The organism is Candidatus Nanosynbacter sp. TM7-008, from assembly GCF_022828245.2.
Taxonomy (GTDB): Bacteria; Patescibacteriota; Saccharimonadia; order Saccharimonadales; family Saccharimonadaceae; genus Nanosynbacter.
The window spans coordinates 487,254-507,069 of record NZ_CP157587.1; the positions used below are offsets into that span (position 1 = coordinate 487,254).

Genomic DNA, 19,816 nt, shown 5'->3' on the forward strand with positions numbered 1-19,816 from the left:
TTACTCCTCTCTGGCTTTTTCTTGTAAATATTCACGAATCTGCAGCGCTGCCACCGCACCTTCACCAACCGCCGAAGCGATTTGCATAGTTGCCCCCGAGCGTACATCGCCAGAAGCAAAAACGCCAGGAATATTAGTGTGCAAATGTTCGTCAGTAATGATGTGTCCGCCCAAATCCAACTCAACGTCCGAGTTTATCAGGAATTGCGTGTTCGGAATTAGCCCGATAAATACGAATAACCCATCGGCAGTAAACTCTTTCTGCTCGCCGTTTTGGGTCGATTTAACGCCGTAAAACTTATCATCTTTGACAATAATTTCATCAGTCGTTGCGCCGATGTGAACGGTAATTTTTCCATCATCGACATACTTCTGCAAATCTTTTTGCAAAATATCACTGGCGCGCAATTTACTGCGAACTAGCAGATCAATATGACTAGCGTATCGCGTCAAAAATATTGCCTCTTGCACTGCTGAGTTTCCGCCGCCGACAACGATTAGATTCTTATCACGATAAAACGCACCGTCGCAAGTCGCACAGTAATGCACGCCTCGACCATATAATTCGTCTTCGCCCGGAACGCCTAATTTGCGGTGATTTGAGCCAGTCGCTAGCAAAACTGACTTCGCGCGAACAGATTGACCGTCAATTGTCAGCTCCAACTCGCCATCAACTTGCTTCAATTCCGTCACATCGCCATACTCAATCTTCGCACCAAATCGCTCCGCCTGTTGCTGCAATTCAGATGCCAATTTCATTCCCGTAACGCCCTCGGCAAATCCAGGATAATTGTCAATTTGATCAGTAATCGCCGCCATTCCGCCGACCACGCCACGCTCATATAGCGTCGTATCGACATCTTCGCGCGACAAGTAAATTGCCGCCGTTAACGCGCTTGGACCAGCGCCAACAATAACAACATCTTTAGACATTGAAACCTCGCGATCGATAATATTGCTTCATCACTTCTGGCATTTCTGGCTCTGGAATATCGGCTGGCTTTTCAATAGCCATCACCACGAACTTAAGTGGAGAATTTGCAGGAATTTTATCACCCTGAGCTTTGTTGCCGTAAGCCTTGTCGGCTGGAATTGTTAATTCGCGCACGCCGCCAATTTTCATACCAATCAAGCCCTCTTTCCAACCCTGAATGACCGCAGTATTCACCGGACCGTCCATATTGAGCGGAGCTTTCAATTTGCCGTCAGCGATTGATTGATCGAAAATCTCACCCTTAGCGTTCCAGCCAATGTAATAAACAGCCAATTTGGTGTCGTCCTTAACCTCGGCGCCTTCGCCCTCAACCAAATCTTCCTTAACAAGCTCTTTCACGTCACCAGCTTCAAACGCGCCAACTCGCGAGCTAAACTCAGAAAACTTGCCGTAATATTTTTGGCTCAATTCATTAGCCTGAGCCTCTACTTTCTTTTTCCGTTCGTCAGTAGCCTTGGTGTATTCATCCTGAGCTTTCTTAAGCGCGGCTTGGTCCTTGGCCTCATTTCCAGGAGCTACCATCATAGCGACAAATCCGCCAACGGTCCCCAAAAACATCATGCCGGCAATAACCCAAATACCTATTCTCTGGCCTTTTGTAGTTGCCATATTCCTCCTTTATTTACCTTTCAATTATAGCAATTTTTATCAAGCGCAACAAATCATGTTAAACCTGAGCGGCGTCGAATTCTTCCGCAGCCATCGCGGCGATCTCCTCAATAATCGGCGCAATGTCTTTATCTTCCAACGTTCGCTCGGCGCTCGTAAACTTTACATTCAAAGTTACAGTTTTTGTCGAATCGTCATTTTTTGGCTGATATATCGCAATCGGCGTTATGCTAATTTGCAACTCACCGTGTTTTTTCGCAACTTCTTCAGCGCAAGCATACACCTTCGTATAATCAACATTCGAATCCATTTTCAATGAAATATCTCTGGTAGTCGATGGAAAACGACTTAACGGCTGGTAATTATAGCCCTGATTTTTACTCAGATTTTCCTGCAATTTTTCAATGTCAATAGAAAACGCCGCGGTGTAATCTGGTAATTTGAAGTTGCGTCGGGCAGACTGGACAAGCTCGCCAACAATCCCCAAATTGTCGCCGTTCTTCGACACAATCCAAGCACTGCGTTTCGCATCAAACGGCGCTGGAACATCGCTGTCAGATTCCGCAATCTTCACAAAATTAACCTCAACGCTCAAATCCTTCATCAGCCTTTCAGTAATTTTCCTCACCTTGTAAAACGGCGCGCCAACTTGAGGTTTTTTATTCGCATAAACTCCGTCAATGAAAGTCTTTTCAATCGGCAAATTCTCATCGTTAAATCCTAATTTCTTATCGTGAATTTTGCCAATTTCAAACAGCATAAATTCGTCATGTCCAGATTTTATATTGGCGTGAACTTTATCCAGCAAACTCGGCAAAATGCTAATTCGGCAATATTGCAAGTCTGGACTAAGCGCATTGCTCAGGCGATACGCACGGCTCGGATCTTGCTCGGAATTTTTCAAAACGCGCTCATGAACAAAGCTATACGTCAAAACTTCATTCGCTCCAGCTCGCAACAAACTTTGACGAATTCTCTGTTTCAATTCACGACGCTCATTCTTCAGCGCAGGCTTGATGCTTCGCTCTGGCAAATGACGCGGCAATCTATCAAAGCCGTATAATCGCCCAACTTCCTCAACAATATCCTCAGGAAGCTCAATATCTGTTCGCCAAAATGGACTATAAACCATCACGCCAGCTTCGCCATATTTATTACCATCGTCAACGATAAATTCAACATTCTTTAGTAGTGCCTCAATCTCATTCTCGGCAAAGTCAACACCCAGACGTTCTTCGACAAACCTTTTAGGAATCAACAATCCACCGTGCCAGTGCTTGCCATCGGCCAACACTTGTCGCAATGAAGAATGATTCTTAAATAGCATAGGACTAGCTTGCTCACCACCAACCATACCAATTAACCATTTTAAGACAGGGTCAATTTGTGCTGGCGACTGCCCCTTGTTAAACCTGGTCAGGGCGTCGGTGAAAATTCCGTGACGCATAGCCGTGCGACGTAGCGCGTACATATCAAAATTGGCGCACTCCAAAACGATATTCTTAGTGTCCGCTGAAACCTCAGTGTCAACGCCGCCCATAATTCCAGCTAGCCCAATCACGCCTTCGCCGTCAGCGATCACAATATCGTCAGCCGTCAATTCATATTCCTTGCCGTTAAGCAAACCAACTTTCTCACCACCGCGCGCCATTCGCACGCCAAGTTTATGCCCACGCAACTTGTCATAATCATAAGCGTGAGTCGGCTGTGCCGTCATAAACATCACGTAGTTTGTCGCGTCGACAATATTGTTAATCGGCTTTCCGCCCATTGCGACTAATTGACATTGCAACCACAACGGGCTTGGATGAATATCTACATTTTTTATAGCAATCACAGAAAATGCGGGCACAAGCTCGTTGGCTTCATTAAACACTTCAAGCTCTAAGCCATCGCTATCTGCGAATTCTTGAATAGCATTATACCAATCAGGGCTAGTAAATCGTTGGTGAAAAATACCAGCAATTTCGCGCGCCACGCCAAGTTGCCCAAAACAATCTGGCCTATGAGTAAACATCTTATTCTCAATTTCCAGCACGTAATCGTCCAACCCAAACACTTCCGCAAAGCTCGCACCAGCCTGAAGCGTAACGCCCGCTGGAATATCACGCTCATTGATCTCGATAATTCCCTCGTGATCCGTACCAATCGCCAGCTCATCAGCCGCCGCCAGCATGCCCTGGCTTAAGATTCCACGCAGCGGTCGCGCATCCAGCACGAACGGCTCAGCGTCATCAAAACTTGCTGGGACGGTACTTTTTGGCGGCAACCAAATTGTCCACATATCAGCATGAACATTCGGCGCACCGCAAACCACTTGCACGTAACCATTATCATCCCTTGGAACGTCCGCTACGCCACCATCGTCAATTTTAGTCACGCTCAAACGATCCGCATTCGGATGCTTTTCGCACTCAACAACCCGCACAATGCGCGCGCCACCATATTTGGCTTTCAGGTCAATCACTTCCTCGACACCACCAAGCTGCTGATTGACACGCGACACCAACTCATCAACTGGCGGCAACTCAAAATTAATCAATTGTTTTATAAGATTTAAGCTAACTTTCATACTAATATAATTATATCATCTTACCAGCAAGTAATCGACCTTAGAAAACTACAAATAACCAAGACAAAAATCATAATCTCATTCGCCAAACTCATACCTACATCACGCACCAAGTACCTTGCATAAATTCTTCAAATATAGATTTTAATTCATCACTTTTCACTATTCACAGTACATCACATTGATCAAATATTGCCTCTCCATTACAATTGAAATATGGTTAAAATAGTGTCAAAAGCGCTTATTAAGAATAGAAATGGTAAATATCTACTGCTTTATAGGGGAGACACGCACCCTAATTTCCCTGGACATCTTGACCTTCCTGGAGGAGAAGTAGAATCGGAAGAAACTTCTGAGACGGCGACCGCGCGAGAAGTACAAGAAGAAACTGGCATATGTATATATCCAAATGACTTAAAAAAGCTATTTGTTAAGCAGTATAAAAACACAAAACATGTACTTTTTGAGATAGTCATAGATAAGACTGAGGCTGACATTCCTATTAAATTGAGCTGGGAGCATAAAAAATACCGCTGGATGACGTTATCGGAATTATTAGATGCTAATATTCCAGAGAACGCAGATCCTTATTATATAGATGTTATTGATTATTTAAAGCATTTATCCGAGACTTGATCTGTCCGACATATTTCCCCATATTATACGCAGACTTCGCACGCTCTTTTTTTACTAAGATAAAGCTTCTCTTCGTGCGAACACACCACCCAGCTTATAAGATATAGTCTAACTTCCATACTGATATAATAAACTCATGATTCACAACTTGCATTCAGCATATTCTTTACCAGCGAATCACGACACTAGCGAAAACTATAAACGTCGCAAACATGAATGCAATCCTAAAACAAGTAAAGACGACGATAATCCTGGATTATTAATCCTAACTAATTTTCTAGCAGAAAGAAAAGATTCTGAAGAGGAAATATTAACGCCGCCAATATGCAAGCTTACTGACAAACCTTAAACTCAATACCAATCACTCCATAAATCTTTTGGTCTTCGATAGAATAAAATTCAGAAATTTGATTTTCTAACCATTCGACATTATCACCGCCGAACTTTCGCGGATTATTGTGAGAAAATAAGTCACGAAATGTCGCGTATCTCAGCAAACCAACAACCTCAGCGGTAACAGTTTGCTCAGAATTATCTCTATTTGTAAAAATAATCCGATCCCCGATCTGGATTTTCTGTCGTTTGGCGTCATATAGTCGCGACTCGATAGTCTTATCGCCAGAAATAATAGCGTTAAACGGCTCAGTCGCCAATTTTAATTGGTGTGTGGTCATAAAATCATTTACCTTTCTTGCTATAATTAAACCATCATATAAATAAGTATTCAAATATCTACGCTTCCATAAGAAAGGCTATCAAATGACCAAAAAGCTACTAGAAATCGAACGCAAACGCCAGCTAACGGGCAATATTGAAGAGCTAATCGGGCGGCTGCAAAACATCGGTTTTGAGCTAAAGAGTAATCTTCGCGAAATTGATACGTATTATTCTCGTCCTGATATCGACTTTATGCAGACGGTTGAATGCTTGCGGATTCGCCAGCGTGATAGTTTTGCTGAGATAACATATAAGCCAGCAACGACCACTGCGACGCATACGGAAAATAATGTAATCATCAAGCCCGAGACAAACCTGCCAATTCAGCCCGAAGACACGGCAACCGCCAAGCAGCTACTGGCAAACCTCGGCATGGTGCAGCTGGTCGAGGTCAACAAATACCGTCGCTCGTTTCAATCCTCTGATTTTCCGCAGGCAACGGTAGCCATTGATGAAATTAAAGATGCTGGGACTTTCGTGGAGGTTGAGGTTTTATCGGATGATGAAACCAGTGCGCTGATGATGATTAGTGAAATTGAAACCAAACTCGGTCTGGATTCAATGGAAATTGTGACGCGACCTTATCGAGACATTTGTATGGGCTATTAAGAACGCTGACGCCACAAAACTTCACAACTCCACTCACAACCAATATAATATACCCATGAATACTTCACGGAAAAATCGCATCATAAAAATTACTATTTGGGTAGTCTGCTCAATTGTCGTCATAACTACTTTATTGGACGCCGCAGCTTTCTTTTGGCCAGCAATATCCAAGCAATTGCAATCTTCAAGCTCTGAGAAATTGAACTATAACGACGCCATCGCCGCTGCAAATCGCACTGTTAGCGAAGACACTTCAAATACCGACGTTAGACCAGAATGTAGATCGATTATTAAAACCCACGGCAAAAAAACCGCCAAAGCCGTCATGATGATTCACGGCGTAAGCGCATGCCCACAGCAATTCGCAGACCTAGGCGACACCTTTTTCAATGCCGGCTATAACGTCTATATTCCCCGCGTCCCCAGCCACGGCCTGACAGATAACAAACGGCACGGAGAAATCACCATTCCAGCAATGGCGCAATTTATGAACTCCAGCACCAGCATAATTAGTGGTTTAGGCGACGAAACGGGAGTTGTCGGACTTTCTGGCGGCGCAAATATGGCGACTTGGATTACGCAATACAACAGCCAAACCATATCACGAGCACTACTTCTATCACCTTTTTATCAGCCTTCAAAGTCGGAAACTCCTTCCTGGAAAATTCCGCTTTTACGAAATCTTTACGGACGTAACATTCTTCCAGATTCGTTCACAGGTAGCAATTTGTCATATCGTGCTCTTGGAAAATATATAATAATCGCCAAGAACTATAAATCCGACCTAAAAGCTCCAGGGTTAAAATATGTCGGGGTCGTAACAAGCGAAAACGACACCGCAATTGATAAAAATCTCGCGGTCAATATACCTAAGCAAATGGCTGCAGCTTCTGGCGCCAAATTCCAATATTATTCAATTCCGGCCTCATTTGGCATCGGTCATGACATTGTAGCCTTAAACCAAGACGAGGTTAAAAAGCACGCTGACAAATTATATCCGTTCTATCTGAACATGTATGAAGGAAAAGACGTAAAATTAGAGGCGAACTAGCTATCCTATTTACCTTGCACGGCCAAAATTCGCGCCTGAATTTCATCCAATTGAGCGTCGTCCATTTTCGGACCGTCAGCCGTGGTTAGCCAGCCAGGATATTTCTCATAAAATGCCTGCTCGTGTGACACTGGCGAACCAATTCCCCTTGCCAAATCGCCATGAAGCGGCATCAATTTGGCGTGCACATGCGCCACACCTGTGCCTTCAAAAATCAGCGCTACTCGTGGAGTGTCAAACGCTTTTTCCAAAATACCAGCAACCTTTTTCACTGCCAGCATCATTTCGGAATATAAATTGTCGTCCAAAGAAAATACATAATCGCCCGGATTATACTTCGGAATCACCACAGTAAAACCTGGCGTATTCGGAAACGGTGTTAAAAATGCTAGGAATTTCTCATCTTCCCAAATCTTCCAAGATTTCATTTTTCCAGATATGATGTCGTCAAAAATTGTGTGATTCATAATTACTCCTTTATGCAAATAAATCGTTTAATGCCTCACTCACCGTTGGATGAGTGAATATTTGGTCACGCAGCACGGTATATGGCAGGCCATTATCCATTACAGTTTTGATAATATTAATGACTTCTGGTGAGTTACGACACAATAAACTAGCACCCAAAATTTGTTCAGTGTTTGCATCAATCACCGCACGCAGCAATCCTGTTGTAGCATTATCAACATGCAGGCGTGGAATCGCCATAGCAGGCAGCTCTTTTACGATAATTTCACACCCCGTCGCACGCGCCTCAGCCTCTGTCATACCCACCCGACCTAGCGGCGTTTGCATAAAGACCGCGTACGGCAAGGTTTTTTGTTTGGCGCGAGTGTACAGACCGTCACCCAGCAACTGGCTTCTCACAATCCGAAAATCGTCCAGCGACGCATAGGTAAATTGTGGCCCGCCCGTTACATCGCCCATTGCCCAAATATGCGACCGACTAGTGCGAAGTGTCTCATCAACCACAATTGCCCCGCGCTCATCCGTCGCTACACCAGCAGCTGGTAAATTCAAGCTCATCGTTGCCGGGCGACGGCCCGTAGCCATCAAAACCGCATCATAACCAGCGTAATCATCATGATTTACTGTGCGAATCGTCGCAGTAGACTCACCCTCAATCGCTGTCACATCCACACTAAACACAATCTCAATACCCTGTGCCTGCAATGCTTCAGTAGCAGCCCGAGCAATTGCTGGATCTTCACGTGCAAGCAGAGCATCGCCCCTCTCAAATACTGTTACTTTTGTACCAAGTTTGGCATAAGTTGAGGCAAGTTCTAACCCAATATAACCGCCACCAATGATAGCTAGCTGTTTTGGCTGCGTCATTCTATCCAGCAATTCAGTACTGGTATACACAAACGGCTTATCAACACCTGGAATATCTGGGATGATTGATTCCGCACCGGTGTTAATAAAAATCTGCGGTGCACTAACTACTAGCTCGTCGCTACCCGCCACAACCTTCACAGTACGATCATCTACGAACGATGCCTCACCCTCAATAACGCTCACTGTTTCACGATCCGCAAGCATATGATAGTTCTTCTCATTCAACCGCGCTACCACTGTTGTCTTATGTGCCATCGCCTCATCAAAACTTTGATGATGTTCGGCTGCATTGACTAGCACCTTAGTAGGAATACAAGCAATATTAATACAGGTGCCACCATACATCTTTGGCGACCGCTCCACTAGCGCTACCTTTTTTTTCGCATTTGCCAGCGCTACCGCCAATGTTTTGCCAGCTTTGCCAAAACCAATGATGAGTGCGTCAAATTGTTGTGTATCCATTTTACCTCCTCCTATCTTTTTTAGTGATCTCTCTCGCTGCAACAAATTATCTATCGGCACACAGAACTGCCTCTTTTATTACAGGTTTTTGAGCTACTACTATTATCGTGTGTAATAGCTCCTTAAAACTGCTCCAAAAAGTCCAACTTACCGCTTTCAAAATACCAGCAACCTTTTTCACTGCCAGCATCATTTCGGAATATAAATTATCGTCCAAAGAAAATACATAATCGCCCGGATTATACTTCGGAATCACCACAGTAAAACCTGGCGTATTCGGAAACGGTGTTAAAAATGCTAGGAATTTCTCATCTTCCCAAATCTTCCAAGATTTCATTTTTCCAGATATGATGTCGTCAAAAATTGTGTGATTCATAATTACTCCTTTTGAAAAAATTATAGCATTTTACAAAGCTTTCAGGTCGGACAATTTAAGTTCCATTCGACGGCAAACCAGAACTAGCCATATCGTCGCAAAAATCCCCAATAAAACTTCTACTATCACAAACCAAAACTTGCCCATTACATAACCTTGCGCCGCTATAATTGCCGCAAAAATCGGAAAACTGAAAGATGAGATTCGCTCGCGATGAGTTAAATAGCTCAAACTTGACGGCAAAAGAAACATCAAAAGCACCATCAATATCACGATGCCGCGCGAGAAAACAAAATGCGCCGCGTGCATCGTATCGTTCGGGCAAAGCGCCACTCCTATCATACAAATCGCAAACAACGAAAGTATCCAGCCAGATATTCGAGCAGAGCGAATTTGGCCAAGCTTAAGATAACCACGATTCATAAAAAACCCAATCGTCGCCATAATCAAACCAGATAAAAACACTCCCGAATTGAACGAAAATGCAGACAAACGATTCGAGGTGGTTTCGCCCAATCTACTCAAACTCCAGTTCGTCCACCGAGTATCATCAGAAAGCAGCATCGCCACAACCAAGCCCACGGCCAAAACGACACCATTAAGAATACAGAGCGCCTGAAGGCGATTCTTGTATAAAAAATCCTTAACCTGTCGAAGTTTCATATTGCTAAAATTGTTCCAAAAAGTCCAACTTGCCACTTTCAAAATGACGGACGTCTTCGATTCCATACTTCATCATAACCAAGCGGTCGATTCCGCAACCAAAAGCAAATCCCGTATATTCATTCGGGTCAATTTGCGCTGCGCGAAGAACATTCGGATGAATCATTCCGCATCCCAATAGCTCAATCCAACCTTCACCAGAGCAAACTTTACAATCAGGATTTTTTCCTTCACAAAACGGACAACTTAACGCAAACTCGAAGCTCGGCTCGGTGAACGGAAAGTAAAATGGATTAACGCGAACATCCAGCTTCTTGCCGTAATATTCCTGCAAAAATTCTTGCAACGTAGCAATCAAATTGCCAACATTAACTCGGCGTGAAACGTACACGCCCTCGACTTGATAAAATGTATGCTCGTGGCGTGCATCCAAATCTTCGTTGCGGAAAACACGATCAGGAACGATAGCGGCAATAGCCTCGCCTTTTTCCAAATTGTCGCGATATTTCATCAACACGCGATTTTGCATAGTCGACGTATGCGCTGGAGCAATCAAACGATCGCCATTAGAATCAGTTTCCTCGGTCATAAACGTATCGTAATCGTCGCGCGCTGGATGACCTTTTGGAAAATTCAGGCTCTCGAACATATGGAATTGATCGTCAATCTCTCTGGACTCTTCCGTGACAAACCCCATGCGATTAAAAATCTCAGAAATACGCTCAATTTCAGCGTTCAGCGGATGAATCGTGCCTTGTTCGCTCGGCAAAAGTTCAGGCTTGGGCGAATTCACATCCATCGGCGCCGTAACGTCAATCGGTTTCAAGTCAACTTTTTCCAGCTCTTCCAGTCGTACAGCAATAGCCTGTTCAATCGCCTGCTTTAGCTCGTTAATTCGCTTGCCGAACGAACCACGCTCAACTGGCGGTAATGACTTGATTTGATCATACAATTCCCTAAGTCGTCGATCACGTAAAAACTCACGCGGAGACTTGGATTGCGAAACCGCCAAAACTATTTCTCTTCTCAATTCGTCTAAATCAACCATTTTATCGTCCTTGCATTAAAAACATTACAATCACCGCACCAGCCATAATAGCAATTAAAATCCACGCCCACGCCAAAGTCGTCGTCTGTTTCGTGCCTTCCAAATATCTTATGTCGTCGACGCCGTCCATAGTTGCCTTTTCTTGCAAACTCGAAGCCTTTGCTTTCTCTCTTAATTCCGCCGCAATTCGCTCTTGCAATTCACTGCGCTGATCCTGTTGATTTACAAATAATCCCATAACTACAGTATAGCAAATTATGTTATAATAGTCGTGATATTACTTTAAGGAGGGAATATGGCTACGAAGAAAACTTCAAAGAAAGCCCCAGTTAAAGCCGCAGAAAAGAAAACCGCTGCCGCTAAAACTGAAAACAAAACGACCGTCAAGTACGTCGTTGCTGAATCTACCGCTAAAAGCAAGCGTGTCGAACTAGATTCTAAATTACCAAACAACCTAATTAACATCGTTATTGCGGAAGTCATCGGCACGTTCATTTTGACACTTGCTGCATTATTCGCATCAGATATTTTGTCATCAATGTACGTCGGTTTTGCGTTGATGTTCATCGTTGCAATTATCGGCAACATTTCTGGCGCACACGTAAACCCAGCTGTCACGTTTGGTCTATGGACAATGCGTAAGCTAAAGACCGTACTTGTACCATTTTACTGGGGCGCACAATTCCTCGGCGCAATGGCGGCTATCGTACTTGTTGGCTCATTAACAAACGGCGGATTTGCCCTAAGCTTCGACCAATTCACTGCGTTCTCTTGGAACATCTTCGCAATGGAATTAGTCGGTACCGCTGTATTTGTATTTGGCATCGCCGCAGTGTTACAGCGCAAAGAAATCAAAGCAGTTGGTCAAGCTTTTGGAATTGGCTTGGCATTGATGATTGGTCTTGTCGTATCTGGCTCAATCTCTTCGTACATTAAAAGTACCGCTATTGCAAAAATCCAAAAAGAGCAAAGCACTGCTCAAACTGAGAAAAACGGCCGCACTTACCCACGCGAAATCTACATCTCAGGCGCAACTTTGAACCCAGCAGTTTCTTTGGCTGTTACAGAGAAAACCGACTCTCAACTACGCAGCAACGGAGTATTGCCAGCTGAAGGCGAAAAAAGCTATTCACGCTTTAGCCTGGAAGTAATTGCCGCTACCCTAATCGGCGCAGCATTAGGTGGTAACCTATTTCTACTCGTCAATTACCGAAACAAAGACGAAGAATAGATTATAACTTCACAATAAAATATCCCGCTTAATCGGCGGGGTATTTTTTATGTCAATCTTCCTGAGTCGGCCGATCAATCAGCTCTGGCTGCGCTTGGTTATCGCCACCAGAAATTCGCACGACGTCCTTATCGATCTTCCCTAGCTCCTTGTACGTATTGTTGTAATGACCAACGGTCGTGCTTAAACTCTTGCCCATTTTTGTCATCAACTCGTCAAACTTTTTAATGTGAACGCCCAATTGCCCAACTCGAACTTGAATATCTTTGGCCTGCTCTTCAATCTGCAGACTACGAAGCCCCTGAAGAACGGTCTGCAGGTACGCCAAAAAACTAGTCGGACTCACAATAATCACTCGTTTATCTCGGAATGCATATTCAATCAGATCGCGACTCGAACCGCCCTGACCGACATTGTTAATCAGAAGATCGTAATACAAAGATTCGCTAGGGATAAACATAAAAGCAAAGTCCATAGTGTTTTCACGCGGACGAATGTATTTACTAGTTTCGTCGATTCGCCCCTTAAGGTCAGCCTTCACCTTATTCAGCCACATTTCGCGCTCAGATTTTGTCTCGGCGTTAATCATGCGATTGTAATTCTCCAAAGAAAACTTACTGTCCACCGGCAGTATTTGACCCTTGTCCAGAAAAATAACCGCGTCAACAATTTCACCGTCCTTGAAGCGATATTGCATTTGATATTGCTTGGCTGGCAAAACATTATCCAACACACTCTCCAGATAAAACTCCCCAAAAACGCCACGCTGCTTTGGATTTTGCAACACGTTTTGCAAGGTTTTCAGATCGGTCGCCACATCAACCACACGCTTATTGGTCTCATCCAATTTTGCCAATCGCTGCGTCACGTCAGCCACCAACTTCGCGCTTTCTGATAATTGCTTCTGCACAGAAGTCTGAACTTGCGCATTGCTTCGCTCTAACTTATCGCTAACGGATTCATTCAGTTTCGCAATAGTTCGCCCCAATTCTACGACATCAGTTTTAATTAGCTCGACGGATGATTGATTTTTTAGCTCGCTGATTTTTGATTGCAAGACAAATAAAGTCGCACCCAAACCAATAGTAATAACAATTAAGAGAATAATGATAATGATTTCCATACACTTAGTGTACAGTGATTACAATGCTAAGACAACTCGTGCTAAAATCGCAAATAAAGTCATAAATAAAATTGCTGCGCCGTTGCCGCGAATTCTATTCAACCAGATTAACGACAAATATACCAAAACTGTCGCCAAAACCACCCATAGTAATGACAAAATCCAAGATCCGCCAGCCCATAATGTAGCACCCCACAATGACACAGTTGCCGCGATTACTACTAGCAAAGGTCGCTTAATACCAAATACCGCCAACACTGGAACTAACATAATTCCCACCAAAACTAACGCAACGTAAGATGCGATGCTCGTGCTGTTTGCGCAAATAGAAATATGCTCAGCGTTTGCGCAAAATACGGGTGCAATCATAAATTTGTCAAACGCAAGCGCCAGCAACCAGATAGCCACGCCGCTAGCGACTAAAATCGCCAAAATCCTCAAGAAAACTCGCCTTGAAAATGGATATGTGTAATCTGATATTTCTTCACGGAAAATAGCTGACAATAATTTCATACGTAAATTGTAACGTAAACTTGTCAATATTGCAAATGTATATGCTTAAATATTGTGCTTTTTCAAGAGATTCATCGGTTTGTACCAAATAATCCCTACGCAAGCAATCAATAATCCGCCAACAACGTCAAGTGGTGTATGCACCAGAGCAATAACTCGACCGACACATATTAAGATTGTCATAACCAGGCAAACAACAGCCAGCCGCCAACTCTTTGCTCCGAAGAATACCGCCAAAGTAATTGCCATTGTAAATAGCGCGTGATCGGACGGAAAACCCGGATTATTAAGGAATGACGCGCCGGCAGATACGCCCAGAATCTCGAACGGGCGCATCTGATCTGGTTGATAAATTGACCCGATAATTTTTGCCGCCACATAAGCAGTCAAGCCAGCCATCAACACCTGGCTATAAACTTGATACTTCTCTTTATTTGGAACCAATTTTATCAGCGCGTACGCACCAATTAGCACGACCGGCACCACTAGTCCGTCAGCAATTAATTTCACAATCCATTGCAAATTCATACTACCAGTATATCGCGTCAATGACCACCAGTAAACGCTTGCGGAAATCATTTTTCTATAGTACAATTATGTTTGCCGTTGGGATGTCGCCAAGTGGTAAGGCAGCGGGTTCTGGTCCCGCCATTCGGGGGTTCGAATCCCTCCATCCCAGCCAAGTTTGAAATTTAGCAGCCAATTATCTGGCTGTTTTTTTCGTCGATAAATTTGCACAAATCAGTAAAGCCCACATCATGAATACCAGAAAAATCGCAGTCACGTTATTCACATTCTTTATCGTTGCACCAAATATCACCGCCCAATACCCATTCACAAACGCCAAAAAACTAATTACCGTCATAATCCCCAAACTCAAAAAACCAGACACCCTACTAACCAAAATGGCTTTTTTAGATATATCCATATCAATTAAAAACGGTAACGATGTTAGCTCAACAACTACCAATATTATTGCAATCGGAAGGCTTAAATATGGCATAATCCCCGCAGAAGTAATGACCGCAGAAAACTTCTCAAACGTAAATAATTGACATAATAATGGCACAATTATTAATAGTCCTGTAATCAATTTAACAATTTTATTCACTTTTCTAGACATAATTTCAGTATAGCTTGCGCGTCAAAAAAGCTCAAGCTTGTTGTATTTTTTACGAAAGCACTTGCACTTTTTATAAAAACGTCATAAAGTTAAATCAGCGAACGTTACAAAAATAAACACCATAAAACAGTATCTTTCGCTCTACGACAAATCCACCACAACTTAAAATACCCCGTCTCTATGGGGTATTTTTATTGGTCAATATCCGCGATTGTTCAGCGCGCCACTCGGCAATTTTTCCGTGGTGTCCGCTCAATAAAACATCCGGCACACGTAAACCTTTAAACTCCTCAGGTCGTGTATATTGTGGAAATTCCAACGTTTCTCCATCTGAAAAACTTTCAATTTCCGCAGACTTTTCGCCGCCCAAAACTCCAGGAATCAACCTAACAATAGAATCAATCATCATCATTGCCGCCAACTCGCCGCCGGTCAGCACAAAATCGCCAATACTCCATTGCTCGTCAACCAACTCCAAGATTCGCTCATCTACACCCTCGTATCGCCCGCAAATAAATATCACGCCCCTATCATCATCTGCTTCTTTCTGGGCTTTAGCCTGCTTCCAGCGCTGTCCACGCGGACTCATTAATACCACCTTCGCCGTTTCATCCTGAGATTTCGCAAACTCCACCGCTTTCCATAACGGCTCAATCATAAGAAGCATCCCGTCGCCACCGCCATAAGGAGTATCGTCAACCTGACGACGAGGACCCAAGCCAAACTCCCGCAAATTCACCGTCGTAAGCTCCACAATACCGTCTTTCTGAGCCTTCCACATCATGGAATTATTAAAAACTCCCGTCATCATTTCTGGGAAAAGTGTAATTACTTGAAACTTTCTCATCTGTTACAGTGTAGCAAGTGTTGACGTGATTGTCCAGGTATGATATACATATATTAACTTTTACTCAACCGAGTAGGAGTAGCCCTTACATAGAAAGGACAGAGATATGTCCGGAGAACTCTCGCTCGAAGGTGTCGAGTACGCAATCAATACTGCAGGGCTCAGCCCTAGGTCGCATGCGTATGTCGACCCATGTGGTGACATCATCATCAAGATCCAAGTCCCCTTGACTCTTGATGATGGAACGCAGGTTCCTTGTGGAGCTGGCAGTGATATCCAGCGAAACCTGTCTCATCTCATCAATGAGATCTCGTGGAAGGGAAGTTCCGCCGAAGACTGGCGGCTGAACTTCTTCGGAGACAGACTCACTATCACAGTCGGTGCTGACGTCGTCCTTCCCGAAGGGCACAACATCAACAGCGACGAGCATTATCCCCTGATTCATCAGGGGAATGACGAGGGTCGTGCGGAGAGCGTATACTCTGCATGCATCTCCGGGCTTGGCTTCGACTTCTGTTCGATGGCTGCATTGTTCTCCTATACGAACAGTGCAGCCATCGCCGAGCTCCTTCGGTGGGGTCCGGGACATGAAATCATTCATGTCAACGACCAGGAGACCTGCGTAGATCTCCTTCCGCATCTGAGCAAGGCATTCCCCTGGAAGACCAGGGATCACCTCCCCTTCCCTTTGAGGAATGTTGACGGTTGGGTCGCGCGCCCCATCCAGCAAGAGGGCTAACGCCCGCCAATGAGAATAGCTCGCCTTGAGGCTTAAGCCTCGGCTGAAGCTCTTGGCGGGCTATTTTCATGTCTTTTTACAGAAATTATTCCCTACCAAAAAACCGCCCCAATAAGGACGGTTTTTTAGCACAAATAAGGCTCTCAATGGTTACTCATTGTCTCGCATAGAGCTGTTCTCGCATAATGTCTGTGCTTGAACTGGTTTTAATTATATATCAAGATCGTCGAGTTCTGCAAGCTCTTTTCTGGTGTTTTCTGCGTAAGATGATTCATTTTCCACAGCTTCATCTGTTGAGTTATCCACAGAAGCATTACCGTTATAATCATTTTCTTCGCGTGCGCCAGAAAAACCGTCATTGTTAACAATCTTCAAGTTGTATCGAGCGTCATTCTTTGCACCCAAAGCTCGCAGAAGCGTGCGCAAGCTCTGTGCCGTACTGCCGCGCTTACCAATAACTCGACCCAAATCTGCCGGATTAACTGTCAATGTTAGTAAAACGCCTTTTTCATCAATTGTTCGGTCTACTACGACGTCTTCTGGACGTCCAACCAACGCCTTTACAGTATATTCTACAAACTGCTGATCTATTGTTGACATTCTGCCCCTCCTCCTGGAATTAAACTGTATTTTCATTATACACGAGCAGTTTACGCCGTGCAAACTTTAATTATTTCTCGCCAGATTCTTTATATTTAGCAATTGCAGCACGAGCAGCTTGCTGTTGGGCAACTTGCTTTGACGGACCAATGCCTCGCCCCATCATATTATCGCCAACAAAAACCCCAAGAGTAAAGACTTTATCGTGATCTGGACCTTCTTCGCTCAGGACTTTATATACTGGCGTTTGATTGTCAACTCGCTGAGAAATCTCCTGCAAATATGACTTCGGATCACGCCAACTGCCCGACTCTAAAATTCCATCCAACTTAACAATTATATGCTTGTGAATAAAATCGCGAGCATCGTCAAAGCCACGCTCCAAATAAATCGCGCCGATTACCGCCTCAAATGCATTGGCTAAAATCTGTAAATGTGCTCGCTCTGAGCCGTTCTTCTCACCCTTTGACATACGAATCAGCGGACCATAACCCAACTTATCGCCAGCGTCACCAATACTTTCCGTTCGCACCAAAGCTGCCCGCCAAGCAGTCAAAATTCCCTCTGGCTCAGAAAAATGCGTAAACAAATATTCTGTTACCGCCAATTCCAAAACCGCATCACCTAAGAATTCCAAGCGCTCGTTGTGGTGATGGACGGATTTTCGGTGCTCATTCACATAACTACGGTGAGTCAAAGCTGTAATTAGCAAATCCAAATTCGTAAATTCAAAACCTAATTTTTCGCGCGCAAAATCTTGATATGGCGCAGTGTTCATTCCGTTCATTTATAAGTTCTCCTGTCTAATTCGTTTCATTGCCAAAAGAATCAGCTTGCCAATATCTTCATATTCAACTTCATCCAGTGCCTCATGAAAACTAAACCATTTAAGACCATTCATCCACTCTTCCTTTTGGAGTTTCTCATTAGGATCCAGTGCCTTAACTAGATAAACTTGCGTCGTCATCAATACCAATTTATCGATTCGACGATAACGAAAATTCACCTTGCCCAGCCAGCCGTGAAGTTCAATTTTCTTCAGCCCAGTTTCCTCACCGATTTCCCTACGAGCCGTCACCTGAGCTGTTTCACCTGGCTCAATATGCCCTTTCGGAATTGTCCAGCGGTCGCGAGCGTCCTGATAAAGCAAAAACTCTGCCTCGCCCTTTTTATTACGACGAAAAATCACGCCACCGGCAGTTGGCTCGCGTACAATTTCCTGAATCAATGGCTTCTTGCTGCCACCAAAATATTTTTTTATCTTATCAAAGTTGCTTGTTCTCACTGTCGGACTCCTCCACGAGAGTACGGAGTGCCGTGCCAAGCACGCCATTCACAAACTTACCCGAGTTATCCGAACCGAACGCTTTTGCTAATTCTACCGCCTCATTAATCACCACTTTTGGCGGAACGGTATCTGCACAATATAGCAATTCATATAAACCAATTCTAAGTACCGCCCGATCAATTCGCGGCAACTGACTAATAGGCCATTCTGGCGCCAATGGCTGCAATTTCTCGTCCAATTGACTCTGCGTCGAAAGTACGCCGCTGATCAAATTATCAATAAATTCAATATCATCAACTGATGATTTATATTCAGCCAAATTACGCTTTAAAATAGTCTTATAATCAACATCGCTATCACCAACCTCTTTGCGAAATTCATGTTCATAAAGTGTTTGCAGTGCGACAATTCGTCCCAAATGACGGTTTGATGCCATTATTAAGCGTCCTGTTCGTAATTATTATTTTGTTGTTTTACCGGTTTCACGCTTGGTTGTCTTCACCTTAACTGGTGAAGTTGCGTTAACGCGACGTGCCAATTTTAATACCAAGTGGCTGCGACGAAGACCAGTTTTACGTGGGCTACTCTGTTTCTTAGGTTGTGCCATAATTTATTCTCCTCTTTTAGGTTGTCATAAAACTTACGTACCATTATACCTTTTTTATTGGACAATCTCAAGAGCTTGCCTGCAAATTAGATAATAATATTGACTTTTTATGTCGTTTATGGTAATATATAAGACATGAATACGGAACGATTTACATCACAAAACAATAATGAAGACGACAGACCTGTAATAGAAATACCAAAATCTGTAGTTAAAATCGGTGCAGTAGCATTAGCCACGCTAGGCGTAGCTGGAGTTGCAAACGCCCTAGGCTTATTCTATAGCCCTAAATCACCAGAAAAAGGACCAAGCCCTGCCCACCAAGTAGCTCAAGTTGTAGAGGATTATAGCAATGGAGTCATCACGGAGCTACCGGAAGATACAGAAATTCACACTGTCACGCTCAAAGAAGGAGAAAATCCGACTTCGGTGGCTGAAACAGCCATGGAAGAATACAACGAGAAAAATCCTGAAAATAAGATAGACCCTAATGAGGCAAGAAGCTCCGTATATGAAACTGCTATCTACATGGAAGATCTCTACAAACATGAGACAGGCAATACAGGGATCCGACCAAGAGCTACCGTCGACGTTGCCATAGGTGACATAAACGGTGACGGACAGCCAAGCATAGCTGTAACGAAAATAGAAGACAAATCTAAATAGACCG

Annotated in this window: 27 protein-coding genes and 1 tRNA gene; 7 read left to right on the forward strand and 21 right to left on the reverse strand. The window is 43.8% G+C overall.

The window, feature by feature from the left end; translation table 11 throughout:
* Genes LRM48_RS02650 through pheT form a run of 3 tightly spaced genes read right to left on the reverse strand, consistent with a single transcriptional unit; the run spans position 1 to position 4,175 of the window.
* Positions 1 to 933: an NAD(P)/FAD-dependent oxidoreductase gene (locus tag LRM48_RS02650; RefSeq protein WP_243812312.1), complete on the reverse strand. Its 933-nt coding sequence runs from the start codon at positions 931 to 933 to the stop codon at positions 1 to 3.
* A complete protein-coding gene (locus LRM48_RS02655; protein WP_243812311.1) occupies positions 926 to 1,603 on the reverse strand; it encodes an FKBP-type peptidyl-prolyl cis-trans isomerase in 678 nt (225 codons plus the stop codon). The genes LRM48_RS02650 and LRM48_RS02655 overlap by 8 nt, the downstream gene beginning before the upstream one ends.
* 58 nt (positions 1,604 to 1,661) lie before the next feature.
* The gene (gene pheT, locus LRM48_RS02660; protein ID WP_243812310.1) at positions 1,662 to 4,175 is read right to left on the reverse strand and encodes a phenylalanine--tRNA ligase subunit beta; all 2,514 of its coding nucleotides are present in this window, start codon (positions 4,173 to 4,175) and stop codon (positions 1,662 to 1,664) included.
* Positions 4,176 to 4,391: 216 nt separating this feature from the next.
* Here pheT and LRM48_RS02665 point away from each other — a divergent pair, with 216 nt between their 5' ends.
* Together LRM48_RS02665 and LRM48_RS02670 are read left to right on the forward strand one after the other, a co-directional pair.
* Positions 4,392 to 4,811: an NUDIX domain-containing protein gene (locus LRM48_RS02665; RefSeq protein WP_248286630.1), complete on the forward strand. Its 420-nt coding sequence runs from the start codon at positions 4,392 to 4,394 to the stop codon at positions 4,809 to 4,811.
* Positions 4,812 to 4,947: 136 nt separating this feature from the next.
* Positions 4,948 to 5,160: a hypothetical protein gene (locus LRM48_RS02670; RefSeq protein ID WP_243812308.1), complete on the forward strand. Its 213-nt coding sequence runs from the start codon at positions 4,948 to 4,950 to the stop codon at positions 5,158 to 5,160.
* On the opposite strand, the gene LRM48_RS02675 is transcribed toward LRM48_RS02670, so the two are convergent.
* Positions 5,144 to 5,539 carry an ASCH domain-containing protein gene (locus LRM48_RS02675; protein ID WP_426303671.1) on the reverse strand — a complete coding sequence of 132 codons (396 nt, stop codon included), beginning with the start codon at positions 5,537 to 5,539 and terminating at the stop codon, positions 5,144 to 5,146. The genes LRM48_RS02670 and LRM48_RS02675 overlap by 17 nt on opposite strands.
* 31 nt (positions 5,540 to 5,570) lie before the next feature.
* Here LRM48_RS02675 and cyaB point away from each other — a divergent pair, with 31 nt between their 5' ends.
* Both cyaB and LRM48_RS02685 read left to right on the forward strand, forming a co-directional pair.
* Positions 5,571 to 6,137 carry a class IV adenylate cyclase gene (gene cyaB, locus LRM48_RS02680; RefSeq protein WP_243812306.1) on the forward strand — a complete coding sequence of 189 codons (567 nt, stop codon included), beginning with the start codon at positions 5,571 to 5,573 and terminating at the stop codon, positions 6,135 to 6,137.
* Positions 6,138 to 6,192: 55 nt separating this feature from the next.
* Positions 6,193 to 7,188 carry a serine aminopeptidase domain-containing protein gene (locus LRM48_RS02685; protein ID WP_243812305.1) on the forward strand — a complete coding sequence of 332 codons (996 nt, stop codon included), beginning with the start codon at positions 6,193 to 6,195 and terminating at the stop codon, positions 7,186 to 7,188.
* A gap of 5 nt (positions 7,189 to 7,193) precedes the next feature.
* Here LRM48_RS02685 and LRM48_RS02690 read toward each other — a convergent pair whose 3' ends face one another.
* From LRM48_RS02690 to LRM48_RS02715, 6 genes are read right to left on the reverse strand one after another with little or no spacing between them, the layout of a single operon-like run.
* Positions 7,194 to 7,655 carry an HIT family protein gene (locus tag LRM48_RS02690; protein ID WP_243812304.1) on the reverse strand — a complete coding sequence of 154 codons (462 nt, stop codon included), beginning with the start codon at positions 7,653 to 7,655 and terminating at the stop codon, positions 7,194 to 7,196.
* Between the two features lie 10 nt (positions 7,656 to 7,665).
* Entirely contained in the window at positions 7,666 to 8,988 is a 1,323-nt protein-coding gene (locus tag LRM48_RS02695) for an FAD-dependent oxidoreductase (protein WP_243812303.1), read from the reverse strand.
* Positions 8,989 to 9,034: 46 nt separating this feature from the next.
* Positions 9,035 to 9,364 carry an HIT family protein gene (locus LRM48_RS02700; protein ID WP_243812302.1) on the reverse strand — a complete coding sequence of 110 codons (330 nt, stop codon included), beginning with the start codon at positions 9,362 to 9,364 and terminating at the stop codon, positions 9,035 to 9,037.
* 30 nt (positions 9,365 to 9,394) lie between these two features.
* Complete coding sequence (locus tag LRM48_RS02705) at positions 9,395 to 10,093, reverse strand: hypothetical protein (RefSeq protein WP_426303672.1); 699 nt, start codon at positions 10,091 to 10,093, stop codon at positions 9,395 to 9,397.
* On the reverse strand, positions 10,032 to 11,075 hold the full coding sequence (pheS, locus tag LRM48_RS02710) for a phenylalanine--tRNA ligase subunit alpha (RefSeq protein ID WP_243812300.1): 1,044 nt from the start codon (positions 11,073 to 11,075) through the stop codon (positions 10,032 to 10,034). Before pheS ends, LRM48_RS02705 begins: the two co-directional genes overlap by 62 nt.
* 1 nt (position 11,076) lies before the next feature.
* Entirely contained in the window at positions 11,077 to 11,313 is a 237-nt protein-coding gene (locus LRM48_RS02715; RefSeq protein WP_129631287.1) for a hypothetical protein, read from the reverse strand.
* Between the two features lie 57 nt (positions 11,314 to 11,370).
* Between LRM48_RS02715 and LRM48_RS02720 the strand changes: the two genes are divergently transcribed.
* Positions 11,371 to 12,306 carry an MIP/aquaporin family protein gene (locus LRM48_RS02720; protein WP_243812299.1) on the forward strand — a complete coding sequence of 312 codons (936 nt, stop codon included), beginning with the start codon at positions 11,371 to 11,373 and terminating at the stop codon, positions 12,304 to 12,306.
* 52 nt (positions 12,307 to 12,358) lie between these two features.
* Here the strand turns inward: LRM48_RS02720 and LRM48_RS02725 are convergent, their stop codons facing one another.
* The 3 genes from LRM48_RS02725 to LRM48_RS02735 are packed head-to-tail and all read right to left on the reverse strand — an operon-like array spanning position 12,359 to position 14,521.
* Positions 12,359 to 13,429, reverse strand: a complete 1,071-nt coding sequence (locus tag LRM48_RS02725) for a DNA recombination protein RmuC (protein ID WP_129635359.1) — start codon at positions 13,427 to 13,429, stop codon at positions 12,359 to 12,361.
* An 18-nt stretch (positions 13,430 to 13,447) separates the two neighbouring features.
* Positions 13,448 to 13,942 carry a hypothetical protein gene (locus tag LRM48_RS02730; RefSeq protein ID WP_243812298.1) on the reverse strand — a complete coding sequence of 165 codons (495 nt, stop codon included), beginning with the start codon at positions 13,940 to 13,942 and terminating at the stop codon, positions 13,448 to 13,450.
* A 45-nt stretch (positions 13,943 to 13,987) separates the two neighbouring features.
* Entirely contained in the window at positions 13,988 to 14,521 is a 534-nt protein-coding gene (locus LRM48_RS02735; RefSeq protein WP_426303673.1) for a phosphatase PAP2 family protein, read from the reverse strand.
* Positions 14,522 to 14,549: 28 nt separating this feature from the next.
* Between LRM48_RS02735 and LRM48_RS02740 the strand changes: the two genes are divergently transcribed.
* Positions 14,550 to 14,624 (forward strand) — tRNA-Gln (locus LRM48_RS02740).
* Between the two features lie 21 nt (positions 14,625 to 14,645).
* On the opposite strand, the gene LRM48_RS02745 is transcribed toward LRM48_RS02740, so the two are convergent.
* The 8 genes from LRM48_RS02745 to LRM48_RS02780 all read right to left on the reverse strand — a co-directional run bounded on the left by LRM48_RS02745 (position 14,646) and on the right by LRM48_RS02780 (position 19,146).
* Positions 14,646 to 15,065 (reverse strand): hypothetical protein, encoded by a 420-nt coding sequence (locus tag LRM48_RS02745; RefSeq protein ID WP_243812296.1) that lies wholly within the window; start codon positions 15,063 to 15,065, stop codon positions 14,646 to 14,648.
* Between the two features lie 178 nt (positions 15,066 to 15,243).
* A complete protein-coding gene (trmD, locus tag LRM48_RS02750; protein ID WP_243812295.1) occupies positions 15,244 to 15,912 on the reverse strand; it encodes a tRNA (guanosine(37)-N1)-methyltransferase TrmD in 669 nt (222 codons plus the stop codon).
* An 85-nt stretch (positions 15,913 to 15,997) separates the two neighbouring features.
* Positions 15,998 to 16,552, reverse strand: a complete 555-nt coding sequence (locus LRM48_RS02755; protein WP_243812294.1) for a hypothetical protein — start codon at positions 16,550 to 16,552, stop codon at positions 15,998 to 16,000.
* A 309-nt stretch (positions 16,553 to 16,861) separates the two neighbouring features.
* Complete coding sequence (locus LRM48_RS02760; RefSeq protein WP_243812293.1) at positions 16,862 to 17,251, reverse strand: KH domain-containing protein; 390 nt, start codon at positions 17,249 to 17,251, stop codon at positions 16,862 to 16,864.
* A 70-nt stretch (positions 17,252 to 17,321) separates the two neighbouring features.
* Positions 17,322 to 18,038: a ribonuclease III gene (rnc, locus tag LRM48_RS02765; protein WP_146422716.1), complete on the reverse strand. Its 717-nt coding sequence runs from the start codon at positions 18,036 to 18,038 to the stop codon at positions 17,322 to 17,324.
* On the reverse strand, positions 18,039 to 18,536 hold the full coding sequence (locus LRM48_RS02770) for an NUDIX hydrolase (RefSeq protein WP_164999994.1): 498 nt from the start codon (positions 18,534 to 18,536) through the stop codon (positions 18,039 to 18,041).
* On the reverse strand, positions 18,517 to 18,975 hold the full coding sequence (gene nusB / locus LRM48_RS02775; protein ID WP_129631319.1) for a transcription antitermination factor NusB: 459 nt from the start codon (positions 18,973 to 18,975) through the stop codon (positions 18,517 to 18,519). Before nusB ends, LRM48_RS02770 begins: the two co-directional genes overlap by 20 nt.
* Before the next feature lie 24 nt (positions 18,976 to 18,999).
* The gene (locus LRM48_RS02780) at positions 19,000 to 19,146 is read right to left on the reverse strand and encodes a hypothetical protein (protein ID WP_164999843.1); all 147 of its coding nucleotides are present in this window, start codon (positions 19,144 to 19,146) and stop codon (positions 19,000 to 19,002) included.
* A gap of 135 nt (positions 19,147 to 19,281) precedes the next feature.
* On the opposite strand from LRM48_RS02780, the gene LRM48_RS02785 reads away from it, so the two are divergent.
* Complete coding sequence (locus LRM48_RS02785) at positions 19,282 to 19,812, forward strand: hypothetical protein (protein WP_243812292.1); 531 nt, start codon at positions 19,282 to 19,284, stop codon at positions 19,810 to 19,812.
* Positions 19,813 to 19,816: the final 4 nt, after the last annotated feature.